General features: G+C 43.9%; 18 protein-coding genes and 1 pseudogene. 11 read left to right on the top strand and 8 right to left on the bottom strand.

Annotation, left to right across the window (positions count from 1 at the left end; translation table 11 throughout):
* Positions 1-44 precede the first annotated feature (44 nt).
* Positions 45-1655: a glutamine-hydrolyzing GMP synthase gene (gene guaA, locus CZ794_RS11525; RefSeq protein WP_087041761.1), complete on the bottom strand. Its 1611-nt coding sequence runs from the start codon at positions 1653-1655 to the stop codon at positions 45-47.
* Positions 1656-2370: 715 nt separating this feature from the next.
* On the opposite strand from guaA, the gene CZ794_RS14125 reads away from it, so the two are divergent.
* From CZ794_RS14125 to CZ794_RS11515, 4 genes and pseudogenes are all read left to right on the top strand, one after another.
* Entirely contained in the window at positions 2371-2682 is a 312-nt protein-coding gene (locus tag CZ794_RS14125; protein WP_218778325.1) for a hypothetical protein, read from the top strand.
* A gap of 18 nt (positions 2683-2700) precedes the next feature.
* Positions 2701-2754: pseudogene (locus CZ794_RS14320) on the top strand (hypothetical protein); the annotation flags it as partial.
* A gap of 72 nt (positions 2755-2826) precedes the next feature.
* Positions 2827-4800, top strand: coding sequence for a hypothetical protein (locus tag CZ794_RS14195; RefSeq protein ID WP_373407936.1), 1974 nt, complete (start codon positions 2827-2829; stop codon positions 4798-4800).
* A gap of 125 nt (positions 4801-4925) precedes the next feature.
* A complete protein-coding gene (locus tag CZ794_RS11515; RefSeq protein WP_256958960.1) occupies positions 4926-5987 on the top strand; it encodes a hypothetical protein in 1062 nt (353 codons plus the stop codon).
* A 125-nt stretch (positions 5988-6112) separates the two neighbouring features.
* On the opposite strand, the gene CZ794_RS11510 is transcribed toward CZ794_RS11515, so the two are convergent.
* Positions 6113-7276 (bottom strand): MalY/PatB family protein, encoded by a 1164-nt coding sequence (locus CZ794_RS11510; RefSeq protein WP_087041760.1) that lies wholly within the window; start codon positions 7274-7276, stop codon positions 6113-6115.
* A 316-nt stretch (positions 7277-7592) separates the two neighbouring features.
* Between CZ794_RS11510 and CZ794_RS11505 the strand changes: the two genes are divergently transcribed.
* A complete protein-coding gene (locus tag CZ794_RS11505; protein WP_087041759.1) occupies positions 7593-8090 on the top strand; it encodes a cupin domain-containing protein in 498 nt (165 codons plus the stop codon).
* A gap of 129 nt (positions 8091-8219) precedes the next feature.
* Entirely contained in the window at positions 8220-11093 is a 2874-nt protein-coding gene (locus CZ794_RS11500) for an ATP-binding protein (protein ID WP_143515725.1), read from the top strand.
* Between the two features lie 18 nt (positions 11094-11111).
* On the opposite strand, the gene CZ794_RS11495 is transcribed toward CZ794_RS11500, so the two are convergent.
* Entirely contained in the window at positions 11112-11915 is an 804-nt protein-coding gene (locus CZ794_RS11495; RefSeq protein ID WP_087041757.1) for a crotonase/enoyl-CoA hydratase family protein, read from the bottom strand.
* Positions 11916-12340: 425 nt separating this feature from the next.
* Here CZ794_RS11495 and CZ794_RS11490 point away from each other — a divergent pair, with 425 nt between their 5' ends.
* Positions 12341-13042 (top strand): LysE family translocator, encoded by a 702-nt coding sequence (locus CZ794_RS11490; RefSeq protein ID WP_087041756.1) that lies wholly within the window; start codon positions 12341-12343, stop codon positions 13040-13042.
* Between the two features lie 65 nt (positions 13043-13107).
* On the top strand, positions 13108-14145 hold the full coding sequence (gene rlmF / locus CZ794_RS11485; protein WP_087041755.1) for a 23S rRNA (adenine(1618)-N(6))-methyltransferase RlmF: 1038 nt from the start codon (positions 13108-13110) through the stop codon (positions 14143-14145).
* Positions 14146-14265: 120 nt separating this feature from the next.
* On the opposite strand, the gene CZ794_RS11480 is transcribed toward rlmF, so the two are convergent.
* The 5 genes from CZ794_RS11480 to dnaA all read right to left on the bottom strand — a co-directional run bounded on the left by CZ794_RS11480 (position 14266) and on the right by dnaA (position 22287).
* A complete protein-coding gene (locus tag CZ794_RS11480; protein ID WP_087041754.1) occupies positions 14266-14862 on the bottom strand; it encodes a manganese efflux pump MntP family protein in 597 nt (198 codons plus the stop codon).
* Between the two features lie 114 nt (positions 14863-14976).
* Positions 14977-17601: a DNA topoisomerase (ATP-hydrolyzing) subunit B gene (gene gyrB / locus CZ794_RS11475; protein ID WP_087041753.1), complete on the bottom strand. Its 2625-nt coding sequence runs from the start codon at positions 17599-17601 to the stop codon at positions 14977-14979.
* Between the two features lie 504 nt (positions 17602-18105).
* Entirely contained in the window at positions 18106-19308 is a 1203-nt protein-coding gene (locus CZ794_RS11470; RefSeq protein WP_087041752.1) for a DNA replication/repair protein RecF, read from the bottom strand.
* Between the two features lie 184 nt (positions 19309-19492).
* Positions 19493-20668 carry a DNA polymerase III subunit beta gene (gene dnaN, locus CZ794_RS11465; RefSeq protein WP_087041751.1) on the bottom strand — a complete coding sequence of 392 codons (1176 nt, stop codon included), beginning with the start codon at positions 20666-20668 and terminating at the stop codon, positions 19493-19495.
* 173 nt (positions 20669-20841) lie between these two features.
* Positions 20842-22287 carry a chromosomal replication initiator protein DnaA gene (gene dnaA / locus CZ794_RS11460; protein ID WP_087041750.1) on the bottom strand — a complete coding sequence of 482 codons (1446 nt, stop codon included), beginning with the start codon at positions 22285-22287 and terminating at the stop codon, positions 20842-20844.
* A 591-nt stretch (positions 22288-22878) separates the two neighbouring features.
* Between dnaA and rpmH the strand changes: the two genes are divergently transcribed.
* The 3 genes from rpmH (at position 22879) to yidD (ending at position 23956) form a co-directional block, all read left to right on the top strand.
* On the top strand, positions 22879-23013 hold the full coding sequence (gene rpmH / locus CZ794_RS11455) for a 50S ribosomal protein L34 (protein WP_007394757.1): 135 nt from the start codon (positions 22879-22881) through the stop codon (positions 23011-23013).
* A 192-nt stretch (positions 23014-23205) separates the two neighbouring features.
* Positions 23206-23577 (top strand): ribonuclease P protein component, encoded by a 372-nt coding sequence (gene rnpA, locus CZ794_RS11450; RefSeq protein WP_087041749.1) that lies wholly within the window; start codon positions 23206-23208, stop codon positions 23575-23577.
* 1 nt (position 23578) lies between these two features.
* Entirely contained in the window at positions 23579-23956 is a 378-nt protein-coding gene (yidD, locus tag CZ794_RS11445) for a membrane protein insertion efficiency factor YidD (RefSeq protein WP_087041748.1), read from the top strand.
* Positions 23957-24003: the final 47 nt, after the last annotated feature.

Raw genomic sequence — 24003 nt, 5'->3', positions numbered from 1 at the left:
TCGTGGGCTTTTTTTATGGCTATCTAGCAGTATCTAAGGAAGGATTATTCCCACTCAATCGTCGCAGGTGGCTTGCTCGACACATCATACGTCACACGTGAGACGTCAGCAATTTCGTTCATGATGCGATTTGAGACTGTTTCGATCAAATCATACGGCAGATGCGCAAAGCGTGCGGTCATAAAGTCTACGGTCTCAACGGCACGTAGCGCAATCACCCATGCATAGCGGCGGCCATCACCCACCACACCGACCGATTTGATTGGTTGGAATACAGCAAATGCCTGTGCGGTTTTTTCATACCAGCCTGAACGCTCAAGCTCTTGCATAAAGATCGCATCTGCCAAACGCAGAATATCGGCATATTCTTTTTTGACTTCGCCCAAGATACGCACGCCCAAACCTGGACCTGGGAACGGATGACGATAGATCATTTTTTCTGGCAGACCTAAGGTGATGCCTAATTTGCGTACTTCGTCTTTAAAGAGGTCACGTAGCGGCTCAACCAACTCAAACGCCAAGTCGTCTGGTAATCCGCCCACATTATGATGGCTCTTGATGACGTGAGCTTTGCCTTGGTGTGACTTGGCAGATTCAATCACGTCTGGGTAGATTGTCCCTTGAGCCAAGAACTCAACGACCTTGCCATCGCTTTGCTCACTCACTTCACGCGCGCTATTGGCGAATACGTCGATAAAGGTTTTACCGATGATTTTGCGTTTCTTTTCTGGATCAGACTCGCCTGCTAGCGCATCTAAGAACAAGTCTTCGGCATCGACGCGGATGACTTTCACGCCCATGTTTTCGGCAAACACTTGCATCACTTGATCGCCTTCATGTAGACGCAATAGACCATTATCCACGAACACACAAGTTAGCTGGTCGCCAATGGCTTTATGCAAAATGGCTGCGACGACTGAGCTGTCTACGCCGCCTGACAGACCAAGCAATACCTGCTTATCACCGATTTGCTCTTTTAACTGCGCCACACGCATATCGATGATATTGTCGGGCGTCCACTCGCCTGCACACTCACAAATTTGATGCACAAAACGGCTAAGCAATGCTTGACCTTGTAGGGTATGCGTCACTTCTGGGTGGAACTGTAGACCATAGTACTGCTTGTCATCATTGGCCATAATCGCAATTGGGCAGCTTGGTGTGCTGGCGACGATGTCGAAGCCTTCAGGTGCTTCGATCACTTTGTCACCGTGACTCATCCACACATTGAGCTTGGCTAACGATGCCTCACTCTTACTGTCTTCAATGCCTTCGGTCAAATGCGAATGACCTGTCACCTCAATCGTCGCTGCGCCAAACTCATGAATATCACTGGCATGAACTTGACCACCGAAGCGATCCGCCATCGCTTGCATGCCATAACAAATACCTAATACTGGCACATTTAACTCAAAGACAGCCTCGTTGATACGTGGGCTGTTTTCTGCGTGCACGCTCTCAGGACCACCCGATAAGATAACGCCTTTTGCGCCAAATTCGGTGATGCGCTGGGTGTCGATATCATAAGGTAACATCTCACAAAACACGCCAGAATCGCGCACACGGCGAGCGATTAGCTGGCTATATTGTGAGCCAAAATCGAGAATTAAGATGCGATCTTCTTTAATGGTGGGAGTGGCAGCAGCAGTAGTCATAAATCGATATCCATCAATTGATAAATTGGTGCCCTATTTTAACAAGTTTAGGCCACATCAGGGTTACTTACTCAGCAAAATTTCGTGTTTCAAGCATTTTGTTAAGAAAAAATATGTCTTGGCTCTAGCTATCCTCTATATCAACACGTCATACGCCAATCTTTTATTGCTAATAGTTTGCTCTTCCACTATGACTCCAAAAGATGCCTTTTAATGGTTTTTGGTTGCAAAACCATATAAGACTATGTTTGAGAACGATAGTCATTCACCAATTTTATATTTTCTTGAAACTTTTACTTACAAAATAGGCTTTCTTATCCTTTAGTTTATGTAGGATTTGTTAACAATAAGCCTCGATTAGTAGTCGAATTTTGTTATATAACCGTGTACAGTAAAGAAGTGATTGCCAATCATATGAGCCATCAATATGCCTTTAATCCAAGCGAAAATTTTTTGAGGGCGGTACGCGGTTTATGTTTTGACATATCACAGTAGGTTGGTCCGTTAATCGCAGGACAGCGTTTAGGCCAATCTATTATCGTTCCTTTAAGTAAGTGACCCGTAAGTGACCTAGTCCCACTACCTGCACTGCTAGATGGTCAATTGTTAGATTACTCATGTCGGAGCGTCTTGATACCAAGTGCGCAATGATCTCTGTCAACATCCAACCAAACCACCGTAAAGCCATGATGGCTTTCTCAAAAGGATACAAACAATGAAAATGGAATTGTTATCGCCCTCAGCCCTCAAAATCAGTACCCTCACCCTTGCAATCGCTGCCGCTTCTCTTAGTACCACCACCGTCATGGCAGTTGAATGTCAATTTACTGATGAAAATGGTAACACAACAAACTTGGGAGCCATTAGTAATGGCGATACCGCTCTTGCCTGTGGAATGATGGCAGAGGCTGGTGGTACTAATAGTACCGTAGCCGTTGGTGATTTAGCACTTGCACTTGAGAACTCAGCTACCGCTGTTGGTGGGCAATCATTTGCATCAGGTCTAGGCTCAAGCGCTATCGGCTGACAATCAGCAGCCACTGCCGAACGTGCACAGGCATTCGGTCATTTGGCTCAAGCAAATGGTGTGCGTTCCACCGCAGTTGGGGAAGCAGCGACCGCTGGCGGTACCAATGACACGGTTGCAGTCGGCAACCAAGCCAATGCTGGCATGAACTCTGCTGTGGCGGTTGGTGGTCAAGCCAACGCCGCAGGGCTAGGCTCAACCTCTATCGGTTGGCAATCAGCAGCCACTGCCGAACGTGCACAAGCCTTTGGCCATTTAGCAACTGCTCAAGGTGAACGCTCACTGGCTATCGGTGAAAATGCAGACGCTCAAACCGAGTTCTCTACCGCAATTGGTAATGAAACCATTGCCAACGGTATCGATGCATTAGCGATTGGTGACACAGCCAATGCAAATGGTAATTCAACGACGGCAGTAGGCGGTGAATCCGTCGCAACAGGGCCTGGCGCCACCGCTATTGGTTGGCGCGCAACCGCAACCGCAGAACGAGCGACCGCAGTCGGTCATTTAGCCAGTGCGTCTGGCGTTCGTTCTACCGCAATTGGGGAAGACGCTTTTGCTGGCGGTGCCAACGATACGGTCGCTGTCGGTAATAAAACTCAGGCCAATGGTAATTCGACCACAGTAATGGGCGGCGAAGCCTTCACTGGAACCGTAGCCGCAGGCACTGACTTAAACGCAGGTAACCTAACCTCAACAGGCGAAACGGCAGGAGCTACTGCTATCGGTTGGCGTGCAACCGCTACCGCCGAGCGTGCCCAAGCATTCGGTCATTTAGCCAGTGCGTCTGGTGTTCGCTCAACTGCCGTCGGTGAAGATGCTGCTGCACAAGGCGAGCGCTCTGTGGCTTTAGGAAACCAATCAACAGCTGGTGGTACAAACGATACGGTCGCTATTGGTAATTTGGCCAATGCAGGTCAAAACTCAGCCACCGCTGTGGGTGGACAAGCCAATGCAGCAGGTCTAGGCTCAACCTCTATCGGTTGGCAATCAGAAGCAACAGGCGAACGCGCACAAGCCTTTGGTCATCTCGCCAATGCCAGTGGCGTACGATCAACTGCCGTTGGTGAAGCGGCTAATGCCAGCTCAGACAATGCCATCGCTATCGGTAATCAATCAGTAGCCTCAGGTTTGGATGCGGTTGCGATAGGTGGCGACAGAAGTGGCGTGCGTCAAACGACTGCTTCTGGCACCTCGTCCACAGCTATCGGCGCTCAAGCACAAGCCACTCAGGCAGGCGCGACCGCAATGGGTTGGCAGTCCACGGCAAGCGCTGAGCGTGCTCAAGCCTTTGGTCATCTAGCTTCTGCCACAGGCGTGCGCTCAACCGCCGTTGGTGAAGCGGCCGTCGCACAAGGCGAGCGCTCTGTGGCTCTAGGTAATGAAGCGGTTGCTGGCGGTACAAATGATACAGTCGCTATCGGTAACTTGGCCAATGCAGGTCAAAACTCAGCCACCGCTGTTGGCGGTCAAGCCAATGCCGCAGGTCTAGGTTCAAGCTCTATCGGTTGGCAATCCGCTGCAACAGCAGAACGTGCGCAAGCGTTCGGTCATTTAGCCAAAGCAACTGGCGTACGCTCGACCGCAGTGGGTGAAGCGGCTCAAGCACAAGGCGCTGGCTCTGTGTCTTTAGGAAACCAATCAACAGCGGGTGGTATCAACAGTATTGCTATCGGTAATGGCGCAAATGCCGCAGGTGACAACCAGATCGTATTGGGCAATGCAGGTCAGCTCCAAGCCAGTACCGCCTCACAATCAGGTGGCACCAATATCGTCACGACTGATGCAAACGGCACACTAGGTACCAGTGTCAGCATAGACTCACTTGCCACCTCACAACAGTTCAACGACTTGCGTAGACAATACAATCGTCAAGAAGATCGCTTAGATGAAGCAGAAGATGGCATCGCCATGGCACTATCTATGGAAACCCCTGTGATTCCTTCAGGTAAAAGATATGCCATGGGATTTGGTACTGGTTACTATAATGGCAGCACTGCTGTGAGCGCGTCATTTGCTGGACGAGCAAGTGACAGTGTGACCATCTCAGCGGGCGCTGGTGTTGGTGCCGATACTGGCAAAGTTGGCGCGCGTGGCGGCGTTACGTTTGCTTGGTAAATCACTGATAACCGTCTGTTGCATTCACAAATTCAGCTGAGTGCAACAGACAAGCGTTATTTTATTCAACATCCAATCGAATCAACCAAAAGTCTTAAAGCTTTTAAAATACAGGATAAACAACGATGAAAATGGATTTTTTGCCACGCTCTACATTGAAGATCACTACCCTTGCCCTAGCAGTTGCAGCCGCTTCTCTGAGCACCACTGCTGTTATGGCGTCTGAGTGTCAACTTAATGATGCCAATGCGACCACTATTTTAGGCGCGACCAGCAATGTCAAAATGGCTCTCGCTTGTGGCAATGCAGCAATGGCTGGCGGCACCAATGATACCGTTGCAGTTGGTAGCCAAGCCAAAGCTGGTATGAATTCTGCCACTGCGGTTGGCGGTCAAGCCAATGCAGCGGGTTTAGGCTCAACCTCTATCGGTTGGCAATCAAAAGCCACGGCTGAACGCGCGCAAGCGTTTGGTCATTTGGCCGATGCCAGTGGCGTACGTGCAACTGCTGTTGGTGAAGCTGCCATGGCTGGTGGCTCGAATGATACGGTTGCGGTTGGTAACCAAGCCAAAGCTAGTATGAACTCTGCCACTGCGGTTGGCGGTCAAGCCAATGCAGCGGGTTTAGGCTCAACCTCTATCGGTTGGCAATCAAAAGCCACGGCTGAACGCGCGCAAGCGTTTGGTCATCTGGCCGATGCCAGTGGTGTACGCGCAACTGCCGTTGGTGAAGCTGCCATGGCTGGTGGCTCGAATGATACCGTTGCTATTGGTAACCAAGCCAAAGCGGGTATGAATTCCGCCACTGCGGTCGGCGGTCAAGCCAACTCAGCAGGTCTAGGCTCAACCTCTATCGGTTGGCAGTCAAAAGCGACAGGAGAGCGCGCGCAAGCATTCGGTCATCTAGCCGATGCCAGTGGTATGCGTGCCACTGCCGTTGGTGAAGCAGCCATGGCAAAAGGCGAGTCTTCTGTAGCAATCGGTAATATGGCAATGGCGGGCGGTTTAAATAGCATCGCTATCGGTAACAGCACAAAAGCGGCTAATCGAAATCAGGTCGTCTTAGGCAATGCGGGTCAAGTCAATGCCAGTACGGCATCACAGATGGGTACGGTCAAGATAGTAACAATTGATGAAAACGGCACGTTGGGTACGATGATGGTTGACTATTATAAGTCTGCTCAATAAGCCGATTATAAAATTAGAAACCATTGCCTTTAATCAAAAACCATAAAACCCTGCCATGGCAGGGTTTTTTTATGGCTTTCATTTATCTAAAGTAAAGGTAGCACCCAACTCTCATGTTGGCATTATCAATGCTTACTGCTGTTATCCAACGCTTGATAAATACGGTTTAACCCTTCGGTCAGTAGCGCTTTGGGACAAGCCACGTTGATACGCATTTTAAGATGCCCTTCCTGACCGTATTTGATCCCTGCATTTAGCTCAACCTTGGCGGCTCTTAATGCGTCATAGAGCATTTGGTCGTCTTTGGCATACGCAGAGCAATCCAGCCAAATCAAATAAGACGCTTCTGGACGCATGATTTTAATATTAGGTAGATGCGTTTCTAAAAATCGCACGGTCAACTCAATATTGGCCTCAATATATTCAAGTGCTTGCGTGAGCCATGCGCCACCTTGCTCATAGGCACTACGCATCGCCGTATAAGCAAATAAATTTAGCTCATACTCATCATTTAAATGCTGCTGCTGACTGATTTTTTGGATTAGTCCGTCATCTTTCGCAAATATCATTGAGCCTTTGATACCTGCGATATTAAAGGTTTTGGTCATTGAGGTCAGACTCACTACCTTATGCTCATAGCCTGTTGCAAGCGTCAAAAACGGCGTGAATGTGTGACCGCTCAAGGTCAAATCCTGATGAATCTCATCGCTGACGATGGCGACATTGTATTTTTTGCACAAGGCTAGAACCGCTTTAAGCTCCTCAGCCGTCCATACGCGCCCGCCCGGATTGTGCGGATTACACAGTAAATACAGCTTGACGTCATGCTGGGTGATTTTGGCTTCGATATCAGCCAAATCCAGACGATACTGCCCCTCAACATCTTTGAGCGCTGAGGTCACAAGCGTGCGATTATTTTGCTCAACCTTACTCATAAACGGCGCATAAATGGGATCATTGATCAGTACCGCGTCCCCTACCTCGGTAAAGACGTGCATCATCAGCGCTAGGCTTGGCACCACCCCTGGTGAAAACAAGATATTGTCTTTATTCAGCTGCAAGTCATAACGACTGCCATGCCAGTCAATAATCGCGTCGTATAGTGCCTCGGTGGGCTTGGTATAACCCAATATGCCATGCTGCGTGACTTGCTTAATCGACTGTAAAATAGGCGACGCCGCTTTGAAGTCCATATCTGCCACCCATAGCGGAATCGTGTCATCGCTATAGTGCCATTTGACCGATCCTGTATCCCGTCTGTCAATGACTTCATCAAAGTTGTATAACACAGGCCTCTCCTCACAAAAAATAATCCCTTAGGGTACAACATGAATGGTGCTATCTCCAATGGCTTTATGGGTATATCGTCATCTCAAAATACAATCGATACATCAATCTTGATTGGCTACTAGTATAAATTTGACTTGCTTACTGTGGCTGCGCTGACAGAGGCTGCGTAACATGTATCCCAGCAGCTTTGTATCGCTTTTGAAAGTGAATTGACTATATCGCCGTGCGACTGAGACACCTCTTTTTTACCATGTTTGACACCTAGCACGACTGGCTCATAGTGAGGTACACTCAAAACATCAATCACGGAGACAGATGATGACCTTACCTGACCAAAAGCCGCAGACGGACACGCACGCTTACGTCCTAACCAAATCTGATATCGATAATACCACCGAAACCAAACACGTCCACCAGTTCAATGAACACGCCATTCGCCATACGGTGTCGCTCAGTGATATCGTTGGTCTGACCAAATTTGGTTTGCACCTCGTACGTGTAGAGGCGGGCGATGAGACGACGACGCATCACTATCATGAAGAGTCCGATGAGTTTATTTATGTGCTGTCAGGTGAGTTGTCGCTGCGCTTCGGCGATGAGCAATATCAATTAAGCGCTGGCGACTTTGTGGGCTTCCCTGCACATGGCGCGGCGCATTCGATGCGTAATGATAGCGATGCCGATGCCACTTATCTAATGGGCGGTAGTAGACCTGATATTGATATTACCCTGTATCCAGAGATCGACCGTAAGATGTATACGATCCATGGCAAAAAAGAGTATGTGGATTTAGAAGATTTGGGCGAGGTTTGAGGGTGATTGACTGCAAAACCTTACTTCAGTAGAAATAAGTCCAACTCTAAAAAATATTTGAGTAAATATAAAACCTCTTTGCTAGAATAAAAAATTGTCAACCTATAATAGATTAGAAAAGGATTTTTTGTGTCCCTTAACATCCCTACAAGAATGAAAGAAAAACTGGAACAAGACTCTAACGTCCACTCTTTTACTATAACTAGCGTGAATAACCTTAGACCTTGGCTAGATGCAAATACGACAGTTTTTTTCCCCGAATATACAGACCATAGTTTTACTCATTTGAATGAGGTTTTAGCAACCGCAGAAAGTATTATTACAGATGAAAGCTGGAGCACTATAACGCCTGAAGATGTATCAGCTATGATAGTTTCTGTATTACTTCATGATTGCGCTATGCACCTTACAGAAGATGGTTTCTACTCCCTAATAAAAGATGAATATAAGCCCATTGACTCTCGGTATGTTGATGCAGAACCTAAATGGAGCGTTATGTGGTCTGACTATATCGCCGAGGCTAAGCGATTTAACTCAGATAAATTAAAGACTATATTCAATGATTCTCAACCCATAGAAGATATTCCAGAAAGCAAAATTGATCTCTCCACCAGACATAAGCTATTGATAGGTGAGTTTGTTAGAAGACATCATGCTCGAATAGCACACGAAATCGTCTTCAATGGTGTTCCTGGAGTAACCGGTAAAACGATAAAACTCGCTGAAGAGCCAAGACCACGTTTTTTAGATTTGTGTGGTTTTATTGCTAAAAGTCATAATATGTCTCTACGACGAGCAGTAGATGCTCTTGATACTAAGAAAAAAAGAGAGCATCTTAATTGCCATGTTCCATTCTTGATGTCCGTATTACGTATTTCGGACTACATCCAAGTGCAAGCAACTAGAGCGCCTTATCAACTATTAAATGTGACATCGTTGATTAGCCCTATATCAAGAGGTGAATGGAAAAAGCATGATGCTATTCTCGAAATCAACCATGCTGATGAAGATCCAGAAGCACTATTTATAGATGCTGAACCTCAAGACGCTCTCATTTTTGAAGACTTGAGATGGCTTTTTAGCGATATACAGAGGGAACTTGATGGAGTTTGGGCAGTATTAGGTGAAGTATATGGCAGATTCGATAAAATGGCTAATCTAGGTATCAATATTCGCCGTTTGCGTTCTTCTTTAGACGATATCAATGAATATACTAAAAAGAAAAGACCTGACTTTATCCCAAAAGTACTTAAATTTCGTACTGCTGATTCCGAAATGATGGAACTACTTATTGCACCGCTTTACGGTAATAAACCTGAGATTGGTATTCGTGAGTTAGTACAAAATGCGGTCGATGCCTGTTTAGAGCGCGACGATATAGTTAGCAAAAATAATATAAGTTTTGAGAATCATGAAGACTATGATGTATGTGTTTCAGTGATTGAGCATGAAAATTATGGTGAAGTTATCGTAGAAGATTACGGTATAGGTATGACATTGGATACTATCGAAAACTACTTTCTAAATATAGGTGCTTCATTTAGAAATAGCGATAGATGGAAGAAGACGCATGAAACCGATGGTAGTTCTGATATCCATCGTACAGGAAGATTTGGTATCGGCTTGTTAGCGGCATACTTATTAGGTGATGAACTTAATGTCGAAACAAGGAATATAAAATCTCCAAAGAACGAAGGTTTAAAGTTTAGATGTAGTCGAGGCAGCAAATCTGTCACTATTGCGAACATAAGTTGTCATATAGGTACCAAAATATCTATAAAAGTGAGTAAAAAAATTGTCAACTATCTAATCAAAGATACACGCAAATGGGATTGGTATTGTTTAGAAAATCCTAAATTAAGAAGGGTGCTAATCACAGAAAATGAAGGGAGACAATTATTATCTCAACAAATAAAAGTACCACAATGTAATAATAATTTAAAGAATTCTAGTTGGTACGAGATTGCTACTGAAAACTTCAAAAGTATTATATGGTCGCAAAAACGATTTAGCTCCCTAAATAATGAAAGAAAACCAATACTTATTTGCAATGGTATTTTTATAAATGAAGTAAAAGATTCATATTATTATCGTTATCGAAGAAACGATTATCTGTGCCTTCCTTGGCAAAGAGATGCCCTATTAATACCAAGTACTCCTACTATAGCTGTATTCGATAACAATGGAGAATTACCTTTAAATATACAAAGAACTGATTTAACATCGGATAAACTAGATTTTTTAAAACCCTTAGCACAAGATATTTCATTACAGGTTGTTAAAAGATTTTTTGAAAATTTTCATGATGCAGATTTTAGAAGTTTTACTAAAATTACGAATAAAATAATAAATCTTAAATATTTAGGTTGGTCTATATCTAGCTGGCTTTATAGAAGCAACTTATCATATTTAATATTTTCTAAAAGAGGTATTATGCTTCTTGACAAAAAACATCTTACGCAAGCTAAACCTGATTCAGTACAATTTATTGTCTATAGTGATAAGTTATTAAGCGACCAAAAGAAAATAAGTAAGTTTTTTACAGATTTTTCATATGTGCATACAGATATATCTAGTAAAAGCGATAGGCTAATGTGGGTCAGAAACTTCTTTGAATTAAGAGATGGAAATAAGAAAAAAAATAGTTACGGAGAAATCCTATACGAATTCTTAAAAGGTTCAAGATTATTTATTAGAAAAAAACACTATAAAGAAGTTTGTGGGCCTGCTGCTTTACCAGTAACATTTAAAAAAGGCCTTGAAATTATTTGGGAAAATAGCGATTGGTATATAGTTGAAAATAAAATAAAAGATAATTTACCACCTTTTGAAAATATAGAAGATTTAGTAGCTCAGCTTGATAAAGACGAATTAGCTGGTGTCATATATCACTACTTCGACTGGGATATTCAAATAGATAATGAGGTAAAAGATGAAGAAGAGTTTTCTTTAGCAGAAGCATTGTTAGAACTAAATGACGGCAACGCTTACTTCAAAATTTGAAGTAAGCATTTCTCAAAACTAACGCCCCCTAAACTCAGCGTCCCTTCTCTCCACCATCGCCATCGCACCTTCACGCGCATCTTCTGAACAAAACAGATCTGGCAGATAACTATGAATATTGGCCAGTGCCGCGCCGATGCCGCTACGACTGACATCTTGTGCTGACGATAGTAGACCTTGTACACCGAGCGGTGCTGCTTGGCAGATTTCTTTGGCAATCGTGAGTGCGCGCTCGTATTCGGTGCCATTCTCCACCACTTCACTGACCAGATTGAGTCGATCCGCCGTTTGCGCATCAAACGGCTTACCAGTGAGCAGATACGGCATGGCTTTTTGCCATCCTGCGGCTTGTACGAACCTGACCGTCGCCCCACCGAACGGCATGATACCGCGCAGCACTTCCATTTGGGCAAAGTTGCAGTTGTCACTTGCGATGACCACATCACTGTTGAGCATCAGCTCAATACCAGCGGTAAAGCAAGTGCCTTGTACCGCGACGACCACAGGTTTGCGGCGCAATTGACCACTGATGCCCCATGGATCGATTTGATCATGATCAAACTCAAATGCGCCTTTGTCCCATTTATCCTGCAATTCCATGAGATCAAGACCCGCCGTAAAGTGCTCACCATGTGCAAAGATAAGCACGCAGCGTAACTCATCGTCATGCTCGTAGTGGGTCAGTGCGTCGGATAATTGGTCAATCATGTGGCTGTCAAAGGCGTTGCGCTTGCTGGTACGATTGAGACCTATGAGACAGATGTGACCTTGCGTCTCGTAGGTGATGCGATTGTCGGTATGGTGCGTGGTGTCCATCGTCATGACTATATCCTTGTCAAAATTCACGTCGTGATTGATTCAAACTTTATTCAAAAAGGTATTTCAATATAGCACCCTTACTTTAGAACACAAGCAGCAACGTGTTGGTTGATCAATAGCCTCGTTCATGACATCAAGACCGTTGGTGGTCAATAGTTGATGGTCAGTATTAATAATAGTCAGTCACTAAGGGTCGATATTTATAATATAGTGAGTTCGGTATAAAAGTGATACAGCGGGGCTGGAATGAGTTTTTCGTAGCCTCTGTCTGCGCAGGCACAGCAGGTAAGAAAAACTTATACCAGTTCCGCGTTGCAATATAATGGTTCTGTTTTATTTAGAATCGACTATAGCCAGCATATTATAAGTTGACGCTATTTGCGATAAGTGCAACTATTAGCCAATTAAGACGTCATTCAGAGCACTTTATGGAATTTTGGCACGGTTTTTTGCTTATCACTAGCGTCCACTTGCTCGCGGCTGCCTCGCCTGGCCCTGACTTCGTTTTGGTGTCGCAACAAACCTTGGCAAAAGGTCGGCGCACTGGCTTGATTTGTAGTCTGGGCATCACGTTTGGTTTGGGCATACATGTCATTTATTCGGTGCTGGGATTGGCAACCGTCATTGCCCATTCGCAGCCACTATTGACGGCTATCAAATGGCTGGGCGGTGGTTATCTGATTTATCTTGGTTGGCAAGGTATTGGGGCCAAACCCAAAAAGCCATCCGATGTAGTCCATTCAACAGATACAGACATAAGCGTTTCACAGCCAGCACTGTCTCAGCAGAATATAGCGACTCGCGCACCGCTCGACACGGCAAACAACACAGAAACTCCCTTTGCTATTTTACGCCGTGGCTTTTTTTGTAATGTGTTCAATCCAAAAGCGCCTGTCTATTTTGTTGCTATATTTACGTTGGTGTTATCGCCTGATATTCCGCTGTGGCAGTTGGCTATTTATGGTGTATGGATGATGGTGTTGCAGATGGCGTGGTTTAGCACCGTTGTCATGTTGCTCTCTATTCCTGCCATCCATCAAAGATTTCAGCGCTTTGAGCATTGGATAGACCGCGTCTTAGGATCAGCGATGATTGTATTGGGATTAAATCTTATTTTACGTAGCCGATAAGCCATTAGTTGTTTGTGAAATCTGCTAAACTGGTTGATTATATTCAGATATCAAAGCCCGATACTATGACCAGTAAGCCTATGAACCGTCGCCCGACCGCCAATAATCACCGAAACAGATCGCCCGAGACTGCCAAAAAACTCGGTCAGCTGCATCCGCGCAATCCGCATCAAGGTCGCTATGACTTTGCGGTTTTGACTCGCGCCTTGCCTGAGCTTGCCGATCACACCATCACCAATCCAAAAGGTGAGCCGACGATTAATTTCTCTGACCACCAAGCCGTACGTGTGCTCAATAAGGCATTATTGGCGCATTATTATGGGGTGAAGTTTTGGGACATTCCTGAAGGCTACTTGTGTCCGCCTATCCCTGGGCGCACGGATTATATCCATTATATTGCCGATTTACTGGCGCAAACCACACACATCAATGACGATAATACGCCGCCTACGGGTAAAGAGATCCATGCGCTCGATATTGGTACTGGTGCCAGTGCCATTTATCCTATTATCGGTAGTCAAAGTTACGGTTGGCGCTTTACCGCCAGTGACATCGACCCCGTTTCGGTCAACACAGCAGCGCTTATTTGTGAAGCCAACCCAAAGCTAAAAAGCGCCGTAAAAGTAAAACTGCAACCTGAACCCAATGTTATCTTCAAAAACATCATTGGTCGTCAAGACTACTTCGATGTGGTCGTGTGTAACCCACCGTTTCACGCCTCACTTGAAGAAGCGATGGAAGCCAATAGCCGCAAGCAGCATAATCTGCAACGCCATCGTGGCAAAAATGAGAACGAGCAAATAAGCCGTCATTCAACCAAGTCAGGCAATGCGGCACAAAACCTAAACTTCGATGGTCAGCATAAAGAGCTTTGGAGTGAAGGCGGCGAGATTACGTTTTTGACAAAAATGGCAAAAGAGAGTCAAAACTTTGCCGAGCACGTTGGTTGGTTTACCACTTTGGTCTCAAAATCTGAAAACGTGAAACCGTTACAGCTCTTACTCAAACAATTGGATGTGGCTCAAATGCGCATTATTGAGATGAGTCAAGGTCAAAAAAACACACGCGTTTTGGCATGGCGTTTTAACACTGATGAAGCGTAACCACTAGAAGCTTGACTACTAAGAACAGTCTTCACCTAAGTTTCACGTGAAACAAAAAGCCCCACTTTGATAGCAAGGTGGGGCTTTTTATTAAAAAATAGCTTAAAGTAAAGTGAATAATTAGCCAAAAAACATGATTTTTATACCGATAGCGACGAGCACCAAGCCACCCAATGCTTCTGCCTTTTCTTCTAACCATGTGCCAGAGCGCCAACCTAAATAAACGCCTGACAAGCTAAATAACGCTGTGACTATGGCGATAATCAAACAGGCCAGCCAAGCGTTGAGTGCCAATAGATTAAGTGTAAAACCCGCAGCCATCGCATCAATACTAGTGGCAATAGCAAGGGTAAGCATAGTCTTATGATTGATGTCTTGATGGCGGTTATTGTTTTCTAATACTTCATCAGCGATATGAGCAATCTCTTCCTCCTTATCCTCAGCAAATACTTCATAAAGCATTTTTCCGCCAAGTACGATAAGAATGATACCGCCAATCCAAGGTGCCGCAGTCGCGAGCCACCCCATCAGCGCTGCACCCAATAGATAACCAATCAGCGGCATTACGCCCTGTGCAATCCCAAAATACAGCATGGCATAAATGGCCAAGCGTAAGACATAGTGGTGGCTTTGTTTCTGCGATTTGGCACCCAGTCCAATCGCAACAGCGAATGCATCCATTGCTAAGGCAATAGCAAGTAATAACACTTCAATCATTTGTTTCTTCTCTTGTCGTCAGTAGTCTTTATAGATAAGTTTCACGTGAAACAAAAAAATACCGCTTTCATGAAGAGAGCGGTATTTTTTATTTCAAATGCCAGTAAGCGACGCTTAGATGTCTAGATTAGACACCGTCAATGCGTTCTCTTCGATGAAGATACGGCGCGGCTCAACATGATCACCCATCAAGCAAGTAAACATATGGTCAGCAGCGATGGCGTCTTCAATAGTGACACGCAGCATACGACGATTTTCTGGATCCATTGTCGTATCCCACAGCTGATCAGCATTCATCTCCCCTAGCCCTTTGTAGCGCTGGATAGCCAAACCACGACGAGCATCAAGCATCATCTGCTGCCAGAGGTAATCAAAATCACGAATAGGGATATCTTTGGTCGTGCCCGCACTGGCTTCACGGCGAATAAAGGCATCATCTTCTAATAACGTGTTCCATTCTGCAGACAAACGCAGCAGCTTACTGTACTCGCCCGAATTGATAAAACTAGAATCGAGCAGATAATGATGCGCTAGCTGATGCACATAGACGGTGACACGTGGGAGCCACTGCGCTTTTGTCGATAGCGCTTCGTTACCAGTCTCAGCTTCATTTGCTGTCTCTGAACGAGCCACGCCCGATGTCATACCCAACAAATCAGAAGCCGCGGCATCCATATTCTCTGGCTGAGGCGCATGGATATTGACCAATTCAATCTCAGGGCTTAACTCACTACCAAACGCATCTAGCTGCGTCTGCATAGCGTCTTTCCAAGCTTGCATGGCAGACTTGTCATAAGTCATGTCCGTGCTAAGCTTGGGCGTATGCGTTAAGGCATCCAAAATCACTGCTGGGAAACGAATCTGCAACCGCGCTTTGATCAGCTGTGTTTGGTTATAGTCATTTAAAAGTGTTTCGAGCGCCTGACCAGTAATCGCAGGGGCATCAGCACTGATATGTAGTTTGGTATTGTCAATAGTCGATGACAGCAAGTAAGCTTTAAGTGCTTCATCGTCTTTTAAATACAGCTCTTGACGACCTTTTTTGACTTTATAAAGCGGGGGCTGTGCAATGTAAACATAACCACGTTCAATCAGCTCAGGCGTTTGACGGAAAAAGAAAGTCAATAGCAAAGTACGAATATGTGAACCATCCACGTCGGCATCGGTCATGATGATGATTTTGTGATAGCGGACTTTATCAGGGTTGTATTCGTCAGGGCCAATACCGCACCCAAGCGCAGTAATCAAGTTACCCACTTCAGCGGAGGACAGCATCTTATCAAAACGGGCACGTTCTACGTTTAGGATTTTACCTTTTAGCGGTAAGATAGCCTGCGTTTTACGGCTACGACCTTGTTTGGCTGAACCACCTGCTGAGTCACCCTCCACAATGTATAGCTCTGACAATGCTGGATCTTTCTCTTGGCAATCTGCCAATTTACCCGGCAATCCTGCGATGTCCAATGTGGTCTTGCGACGTGTCATCTCACGCGCTTTACGAGCCGCATCACGAGCGCGAGCGGCATCAAGAATCTTATTAGCAATCGCTTTACCCGCACTTGGATTTTCTAATAAATAATCATTGAATTTATCGCTCATTGCCGATTCAACCGCTGATTTTACTTCGCTCGACACCAGCTTGTCTTTGGTCTGACTTGAGAATTTTGGATCAGGAACTTTAACCGACACGATAGCAGTCAATCCTTCACGCGCATCATCGCCAGTCGCGACGACCTTCTCTTTCTTAAATAAGTTTTCACGATCTATATAGCTGTTAAGACCGCGTGTTAGGGCAGATCTAAAACCTGATAGATGCGTACCACCATCGCGCTGCGGGATGTTGTTTGTGAAACACAATACTTTTTCGTTATAGGTATCTGTCCACTGAAGCGCGACTTCGACACTGATGCCATCATCTTGTTGACTGTTAAAGTGGAACACTTCATTAACGCCATCTTTACCAGCATTGATATAGCTGACGAACTCTAATAGACCGCCTTTATGCTCGAACTCATGACGCTTATCAATGCGCTCATCGGTCAAAACAATACGCACGCCTGAGTTAAGGAACGACAGCTCGCGCAAACGCTTGGCCAAAATATCGTACTCAAATATCGTACCCGTAAAGACATCAGCACTTGGGTAAAAACGAATCTGCGTGCCTGTTTTGTCCGTGGCTTCCATCTGTTGGATATCTGCATCCGGCACACCATCGGTGTACGTTTGATGATAATGATAGCCTTCGCGCCAGATGTTCATCTCAAGTTTTTTTGACAACGCATTGACGACTGATACCCCAACGCCATGTAGGCCGCCTGATACTTTATAGCTGTTATCATCGAACTTACCACCAGCATGCAGAACCGTCATGATGACCTGCGCCGCTGACACGCCTTCTTCTGGATGGATATCGACAGGTACGCCGCGACCATTGTCCATGACGCTAACCGACTCGTCTTCGTGGATAATGATGTCAATTTGATCACAATGACCAGCAAGCGCCTCATCGATAGAGTTGTCCACTACCTCAAAGACCATATGATGAAGACCCGTACCATCGTCTGTATCACCGATATACATACCAGGGCGCACGCGTACCGCTTCTAGGCCACGCAATACACGAATATCTTTGGAGCTATAATCAGAGGGTAATCCTTCAGAAACCGCAGCTGGTGCAGTCGTTTCGACAATGCTGTCTGATGTCAGTTGCTGGCGCTCTGTAGGTAATGAATCACTCATGTGCATTCCTTAATCTAGCTATAATCAGCCGTCTGTCATTAACGCACCACTACGGCGACGCCTTATAACGTTATTTTAGACTTAACTTTGATAGTCAAAAACTTTGATAGGGGTTATTTTTTGAAGGCTATTAGCCAAAATTCTAGAAGATATTTGACGAGCTTAAAAAGCTTAAGTTGATCTCTCATTTATCCGATGCTAGTGGCTCTACCTTAAAATAAAACAATGCCAAAACAGCAGAAATAAAAATCATATTTATCAATCACTTAAAATTTCTAGCCAATAAAAAATATCTAGATAACGCTATCAAACAACTTGCTGAAAACAGGACAAAAATAAAGCCGTATTTTAGCATTTTTTTGCTTCTAAGTCACTGTTTACTGGCAGTTTTCTAGCTATTAAACCTATCTCTGAAAACAGTAAATATTATTAGAAGCAATGGTTTGGATATAGGCTGTTTTCGTGCCTATTTAAAACGAGAAAGTCTGAGGAAAAAGAGTAACGTTAAGGTAAAAAGACTTGGCCTTGTTTCACGTGAAACACGTTAGGAGTTGACCATAGTGACTGAACGAGAGGCACGATATCATCAGTCAAGCTGGTCATAAATACTTGGCACGGTAATTGTGACAATGTCGATAATAAAATATGGATCGCTCTATCGTCTAACTCGGCAGTGATGTCATCTAACAACACCACTGGTGTAATTTGGGAGGTAGCAGAACCAGTAAATACAGTTGAGTCTGAGTCATTCAGTAGTAGTGGTAGCTGTGACAAACGCAGCGCGGTAATCAGTAGCTTTTTTTCCCCACGAGACAGCACGTTTGCCGCTTGCTCTTTTAAGACTGGCAATGCTTTATTCACATCGGTATCTATCTTTTCATTGGTCAGACAATCATTAGGCTTTGTTGATGCATAGGAGCGCCAATGCACATGGATATCGGCACGATGGTTACCAATACGCGTATAGCCCAGTTGTAAGTCTTGCTCTAGTCGCTCATTGAGTTGTACATCGAGGGCGACACTGGTGTCATAGCCTGCACTATAGCTCAAGCTTAATTGTTCCGCGTAGCTAGGCAACAATTGAGTAATGCTTTTGGCAAAGTAAGGCTGCCATTCTTCAAATATGCGCTCGCGATAATGGTGAATCAGCGCAGCATGGTTGCTCAGTCCCTTGTCCCACGATTTTAGCTCAGCGAGCTGTACGTGGGTTAAATGTCGCGTTTTTTTTAGCAAACTATTGCGCTGTTTTAATAGACGCTGATAGGCTACCCATTGTGGATGAAAGCCTTGTTTCATGTGAAACACTAACCAATCAAGCAGCTGCCGACGACTGGCACTACCCTGCTCTAACATATCCATGGTGGATGGGTCGATCAATAAGGTTGGTAGTTGTTCGGTTAGGATGCTTTGGTTATAAACGGTGGTTTGGTTGAGTCGCAACACTGTCGTCGCGTCAGCTTGCTTTTGAATAGCTAAGGTACTGCCATCATTGATCTTAGCGTGGACCGTTACAGTATTTTTATGGTGCTGAATATAGCGTTTGGGCTGATGATGACGAAAACTTTTGCCTCTTGATAACAAGAAGATGGCTTCGAGCAACGATGTTTTGCCACTACCATTGACACCAATAATGACGTTGCACGCTGTTGAAGGTAGATTGACTTGTGTCAGGTTACGGAGGTGTGAGATTTGTAGACGTTCAATCATGATACCGACAGCCGCCTATTAATATTATTTAAATTTAAAAACAAAAGTTTATTTTTAAAGCTAAGTATGAGATTATAGGAGCTGAGCTTTTTCTATAAAGCACCTTAACCATAGCCACTATGGTTAAGATTCATAGACTGTTTTGGCCTCAACTCCCGATAATCAAAACATCATTGATAGATCACTATATACGCATTGGCATAATGACATACTGATGAAACTCATCATTCAACTGATTGACCAATACAGAAGCATTCGATTGGCTCATGTGCATTTGTATGTCCCCTTGCACCACGCCAAGAACGTCTTGTAAATACGCAGCATTGAAAGACAACTCCATCGGTTCGCCCTGATATTTTGCTTGAATCATCTCAACCGCTTCATCTTGCTCTGCGTTATTGGCTCTGACTTCAACCATACCGTCGCTGGCAAAATTAAACACGACGCCGCGAGATTTTTCATTACTCAAAATCGCTACACGGCGCAGTACATCTGTCATTTTTTCTTGATTAAATAAAGCAAGCTTGTCGGTATTGCTCGGCATCACACGGCGATAGTCTGGGAACTTACCATCGATCAGGCGAGCCGTAAAAGTGACCATCAAGTTTTGATTGACCTGCCCTGCACTATCAACCTCACCAAACGGCAAGCTGACTTGCAAGAATTCACGACCAAAGCTTAGCGTGACTTGATTGTCTTGCTCACCCAGCATTTTGCCAAGCTCTGAGGCCAATCGTTCAAGCTCAATCACAGCTTTACGTGGCAAGATAGACTGCATATTAAGATCAGCATTCACATCAATCACGCTACGTGCTAACGCCAATCGATGTCCATCAGTGGCGACTGTCGTCAATTGCTGCTGCGACACATCAAACAACATACCAGTCAGATAGTAACGGACATCTTGAATCGCCATCGCAAACTGCGTTTTATGAATCAGATCTATCAGACGATTGCGGCTGATATTCAACGGTGTGATGTTCTCAGGATTGCCCAAACTTGGATAATCTTCGCTAGGTAATGTGCCTAATGTAAAACGACTCTTGCCACTGGTCAACAGACAACGCTCATTGGCTTGAGTAGCAAGATTGATTTGGGCTTGCGCGGGTAAGGATTTACAGATGTCTTTTAGTTTTGTTGCAGGCAATGTGGTCGTACCTGCTTCTACACAGGCACCCGCAGGCAATTTCAATGTCGACGTCAGCTCTACTTCCAAATCAGAGGCAGTCAAAACAAGCGCTGATTCAGACAGCTGTAGCTTAATATTGCCCAAAATAACCATGTTGTGGCGTTTATCAGCCGCTTTGGCAATTAAATTAATGGCTTTTAGTAACGACTCTCGATTAATCGATAATTGCATGCTTAATTACTCTTATTGGTTACTCTTATTTGGATGATTTTTTTGTATATATATAAAATAGTGACTCAATAATACCTTGTCTACCAAGGATAATCCATCAGGTATCTGTGTGCTTATATGTCCGATATTATAAACCATCTGTCTTGACGAAAATACAGCGATAGCCTTGTCTATTAACCTGCTTGTAGCATAAGCGCCAGCGTCTTGTAGTCCTTATCAAAGGAAGGATCAGCCACTCTCAACTCATTCACTTTGTCACAGGCATGCATCACTGTCGTGTGATCACGGCCACCAAACGACTGACCAATTTCAGGAAAACTGTCACCCGTTAACTCTCTTGATAAGGCCATGGCGATTTGGCGTGGCCTTGCAATACTGCGTGTGCGTTTGCGACCCATGATGTCTTTTACTGTCACATCATAATACTCAGCGACCACCTTACGGATATTATCCATGTTCACCGCTTGCACACGCATAGCCACGATATCTTTTAGCGCATATTGGACCATCTCCAATGTAATTTGTGCACCCGTCAGATTGGCATTGGCAAAGACTTGATTGAGAGCGCCCTCTAAGCGTCTGACGTTAGAAACCACATTTTGGGCAATGAATAGGGCACACTCTTTGGGCAAGGTCATGCCATAAGAAGCTGCTTTTTTCTGCAAAATTTGAACTCGAGTATCAATCTCTGGTGGATCAACAGCGACCGTTAATCCCCAAGAAAAACGTGATCGGAAACGTTCATCAAATTCTGTCATTTGTGACGGATGACGATCAGACGCTAAGATTAGCTGCTTGTCGCCACTGGTAAAATCAGCAAACAATGTCAAAAACTCATTACTACTTTTGGTTTTTCCTGCTAACACATGAATATCATCTACAATCAATAAATCTACTTTTTTAATTTTCTTTTTAAAATCTTCTATTTTATTATTTCTTAAAGAATAAACCAATTGATTAATAAATTTTTCGGAAGTGAAATAATAAAAACTTTGATTATTTTTTAAATAGCGATGTGCTACAGAGTGCATTAAATGCGTTTTTCCCAAACCAGAAGGGCCATATATAAATAAAGGATTGTGCCTATTTTTTGATTGACGCTTACTAAGCTCGTAGCATGCCTTGTAGGCTAGATTATTGGACTTACCAGTGACAAATGTCTCAAAGGTAAAGTCAGGATTGAGATAGCTCAGCGACTTTGCATCGGTAGAGTCAGAGAACTCTGCATGACGCATGTTGGCATCTATATCGGCTTTGGCATTGTTGTGATGAATGGTTTCAAATTTGTCTTCTGTAAGGGTAGGGGAGGGCACCTCCTCAGCAAACAAAGACCCAGACTGCGATTGACTACTGTCGTCTCTATCACGGTCGGCGTTATCAACACGTACAACAACTTCTTCAATACTGCCTTGGCTGTGTTTAGCAACCAGTTGCTGAATGTCTTGTAAATGATTTTTTTTGATGTAAGTGACAAAGTAATCATTAGGGGCAAGTATAATCAACGTTTGCGCTTCTTGATGTGCGGACAATGGTCTCAACCACATCGTGAATACATTGTCTTTTACGTTATAGCGTAAGTCGTTTAGACATTTGTCCCAGATATTTGCTGTGTCTATCATGAAAAGTATTAACCCTATAATCTAAACAATAGATGGATTTTAACCGTCTAAGCTATTACTGAGTCTCGAATGCTACCCACAAGTAATGACTCAAAAAGCTCAATTAGCAAACGATATAAAATCGTTTATCCAATAGGACGCTAATCTACCATAATCAGCCTGTGGATAACACCTTGTTTTTTGTGGATAAGACTGTGGATAGTTTTGGGGATAACTATAGACACCAAGTTATCCATATTTAACCCACAGCTTATCCACAGGCTTACCCATAGCATAGTATTTTGATAAATAAAGAAAAATTAGAGTTAACCACAGAAAATAAGGCTCCCAATAACAACAATATCTATATATATTAATTAAATTATTATTATAGAGTTCGAGGTAAACTGTGGATAACTTCTAGAATTGAATCAAATGACAAGCGTTATCTATGAGTAAATAATCAGACAGCTAATCAGTAATCGATAAATCTCATCCATTATAAAAAGCCAGATGAATATCTAAGTGAAATTACTTTATTGACCAATACCTTATGGAATGATATAATCCTCCGTTATTACGAATTTAGTCCATTATTTTGATAGGTGAGTTATGAAACGTACATTCCAACCAAGCGTGATCAAGCGTAAACGTACTCACGGTTTCCGTGCTCGTATGGCAACTAAAAAAGGCCGTCAGGTCTTGGCCCGTCGCCGCGCTAAAGGACGTCATCGTCTTACTGTATAATCAGTAAATTACGATACGTATGGCCTGTAACGCTTATCGTGTTCTTGTCATCTATCGATAGTGATAGTCAATCAATACACTGAACATTGATACGTAGCCATATATTAAAAGCGCCCACATAGGCGCTTTTTTTGTCTCTATCTTTTGCTATTATTCACAAACTTGTCATTCGCTCTTACACTAGGTTGTGTTATGTCCAATACTGTTTCAGCTACACCTACCGCTCGTTTCACTAAAGAGCAGCGCTTACTCACACCAGCAGCTTTCCGTGAAGTATTTGACGCCCCAGAGCGCAAGCTTCATCAGAGCCATCTGATGGCCTTTGTACGCGCTAATAACGAAGAGAAACCACGCGTGGGCATGGCCATTACCAAACGTAAAGTACCTACCGCTGTGGCTCGTAATCTTATCAAACGTCAAATACGTGAACAATTTCGCACTAAAGCATTAAATATAGAAAATAAAGATATTGTTTTTATCGTAAAAAAATCAATAAATGATATAGATAATAAAGAATTAAAAATTCAGATAAATAATATTTTTAAAAAAATAGAAAAAAAATAAAATGAAATTTTTAATTAATAAAATAAAAATTTTGTTTTTTAAATTATTTTTTAATTTTATTGTTTTTTATCAAAAGATAATAAGTCCTATTTTACCTGCACGTTGTCGCTACTATCCAACGTGCTCAAATTATGGCAAACAGGCATTGTTATGGCATGGGGTTTGGGCTGGCAGTTGGCTATTATTAAAACGTATCAGCAGGTGCCATCCACTGGGGGGACATGGGATTGATTTTGTTCCTCTACCTTTGGCGTCTTATCAGTATCGTTATCTTCCCTATACGGTTTCTTCACACATAACTAACCACGGACTAGGTGTGTATAGAGACCACAACAGTTATGTCTGTCGTCTAAACCACATGATGAAAGTGCACTCATAGCAAGGCGTGGCTTATTTTAGTATTGTGATTAATAAGTTACCCACAAG

The organism is Psychrobacter sp. JB385 (genome assembly GCF_900163785.1).
GTDB lineage: Bacteria > Pseudomonadota > Gammaproteobacteria > Pseudomonadales > Moraxellaceae > Psychrobacter.
This window is presented reverse-complemented; position numbering and strand designations above follow the sequence as displayed.

Excerpts from the sequence above, each read along its gene's own strand:
- dnaN (WP_087041751.1), bottom strand. The coding sequence starts at position 20,668 with ATGCAATTATCGATTAATCGAGAGTCGTTACTAAAAGCCATTAATTTA.
- CZ794_RS14125 (WP_218778325.1), top strand. The coding sequence starts at position 2,371 with ATGAAAATGGAATTGTTATCGCCCTCAGCCCTCAAAATCAGTACCCTC.
- dnaA (WP_087041750.1), bottom strand. The coding sequence starts at position 22,287 with ATGATAGACACAGCAAATATCTGGGACAAATGTCTAAACGACTTACGC.
- rnpA (WP_087041749.1), top strand. The coding sequence starts at position 23,206 with ATGTCCAATACTGTTTCAGCTACACCTACCGCTCGTTTCACTAAAGAG.
- gyrB (WP_087041753.1), bottom strand. The coding sequence starts at position 17,601 with ATGAGTGATTCATTACCTACAGAGCGCCAGCAACTGACATCAGACAGC.
- CZ794_RS11495 (WP_087041757.1), bottom strand. The coding sequence starts at position 11,915 with ATGACGATGGACACCACGCACCATACCGACAATCGCATCACCTACGAG.
- CZ794_RS11490 (WP_087041756.1), top strand. The coding sequence starts at position 12,341 with ATGGAATTTTGGCACGGTTTTTTGCTTATCACTAGCGTCCACTTGCTC.
- CZ794_RS11505 (WP_087041759.1), top strand. The coding sequence starts at position 7,593 with ATGATGACCTTACCTGACCAAAAGCCGCAGACGGACACGCACGCTTAC.
- guaA (WP_087041761.1), bottom strand. The coding sequence starts at position 1,655 with ATGACTACTGCTGCTGCCACTCCCACCATTAAAGAAGATCGCATCTTA.
- yidD (WP_087041748.1), top strand. The coding sequence starts at position 23,579 with ATGAAATTTTTAATTAATAAAATAAAAATTTTGTTTTTTAAATTATTT.
- rpmH (WP_007394757.1), top strand. The coding sequence starts at position 22,879 with ATGAAACGTACATTCCAACCAAGCGTGATCAAGCGTAAACGTACTCAC.
- CZ794_RS11515 (WP_256958960.1), top strand. The coding sequence starts at position 4,926 with ATGAAAATGGATTTTTTGCCACGCTCTACATTGAAGATCACTACCCTT.
- CZ794_RS11480 (WP_087041754.1), bottom strand. The coding sequence starts at position 14,862 with ATGATTGAAGTGTTATTACTTGCTATTGCCTTAGCAATGGATGCATTC.
- rlmF (WP_087041755.1), top strand. The coding sequence starts at position 13,108 with ATGACCAGTAAGCCTATGAACCGTCGCCCGACCGCCAATAATCACCGA.
- CZ794_RS11470 (WP_087041752.1), bottom strand. The coding sequence starts at position 19,308 with ATGATTGAACGTCTACAAATCTCACACCTCCGTAACCTGACACAAGTC.
- CZ794_RS14195 (WP_373407936.1), top strand. The coding sequence starts at position 2,827 with ATGAACTCTGCTGTGGCGGTTGGTGGTCAAGCCAACGCCGCAGGGCTA.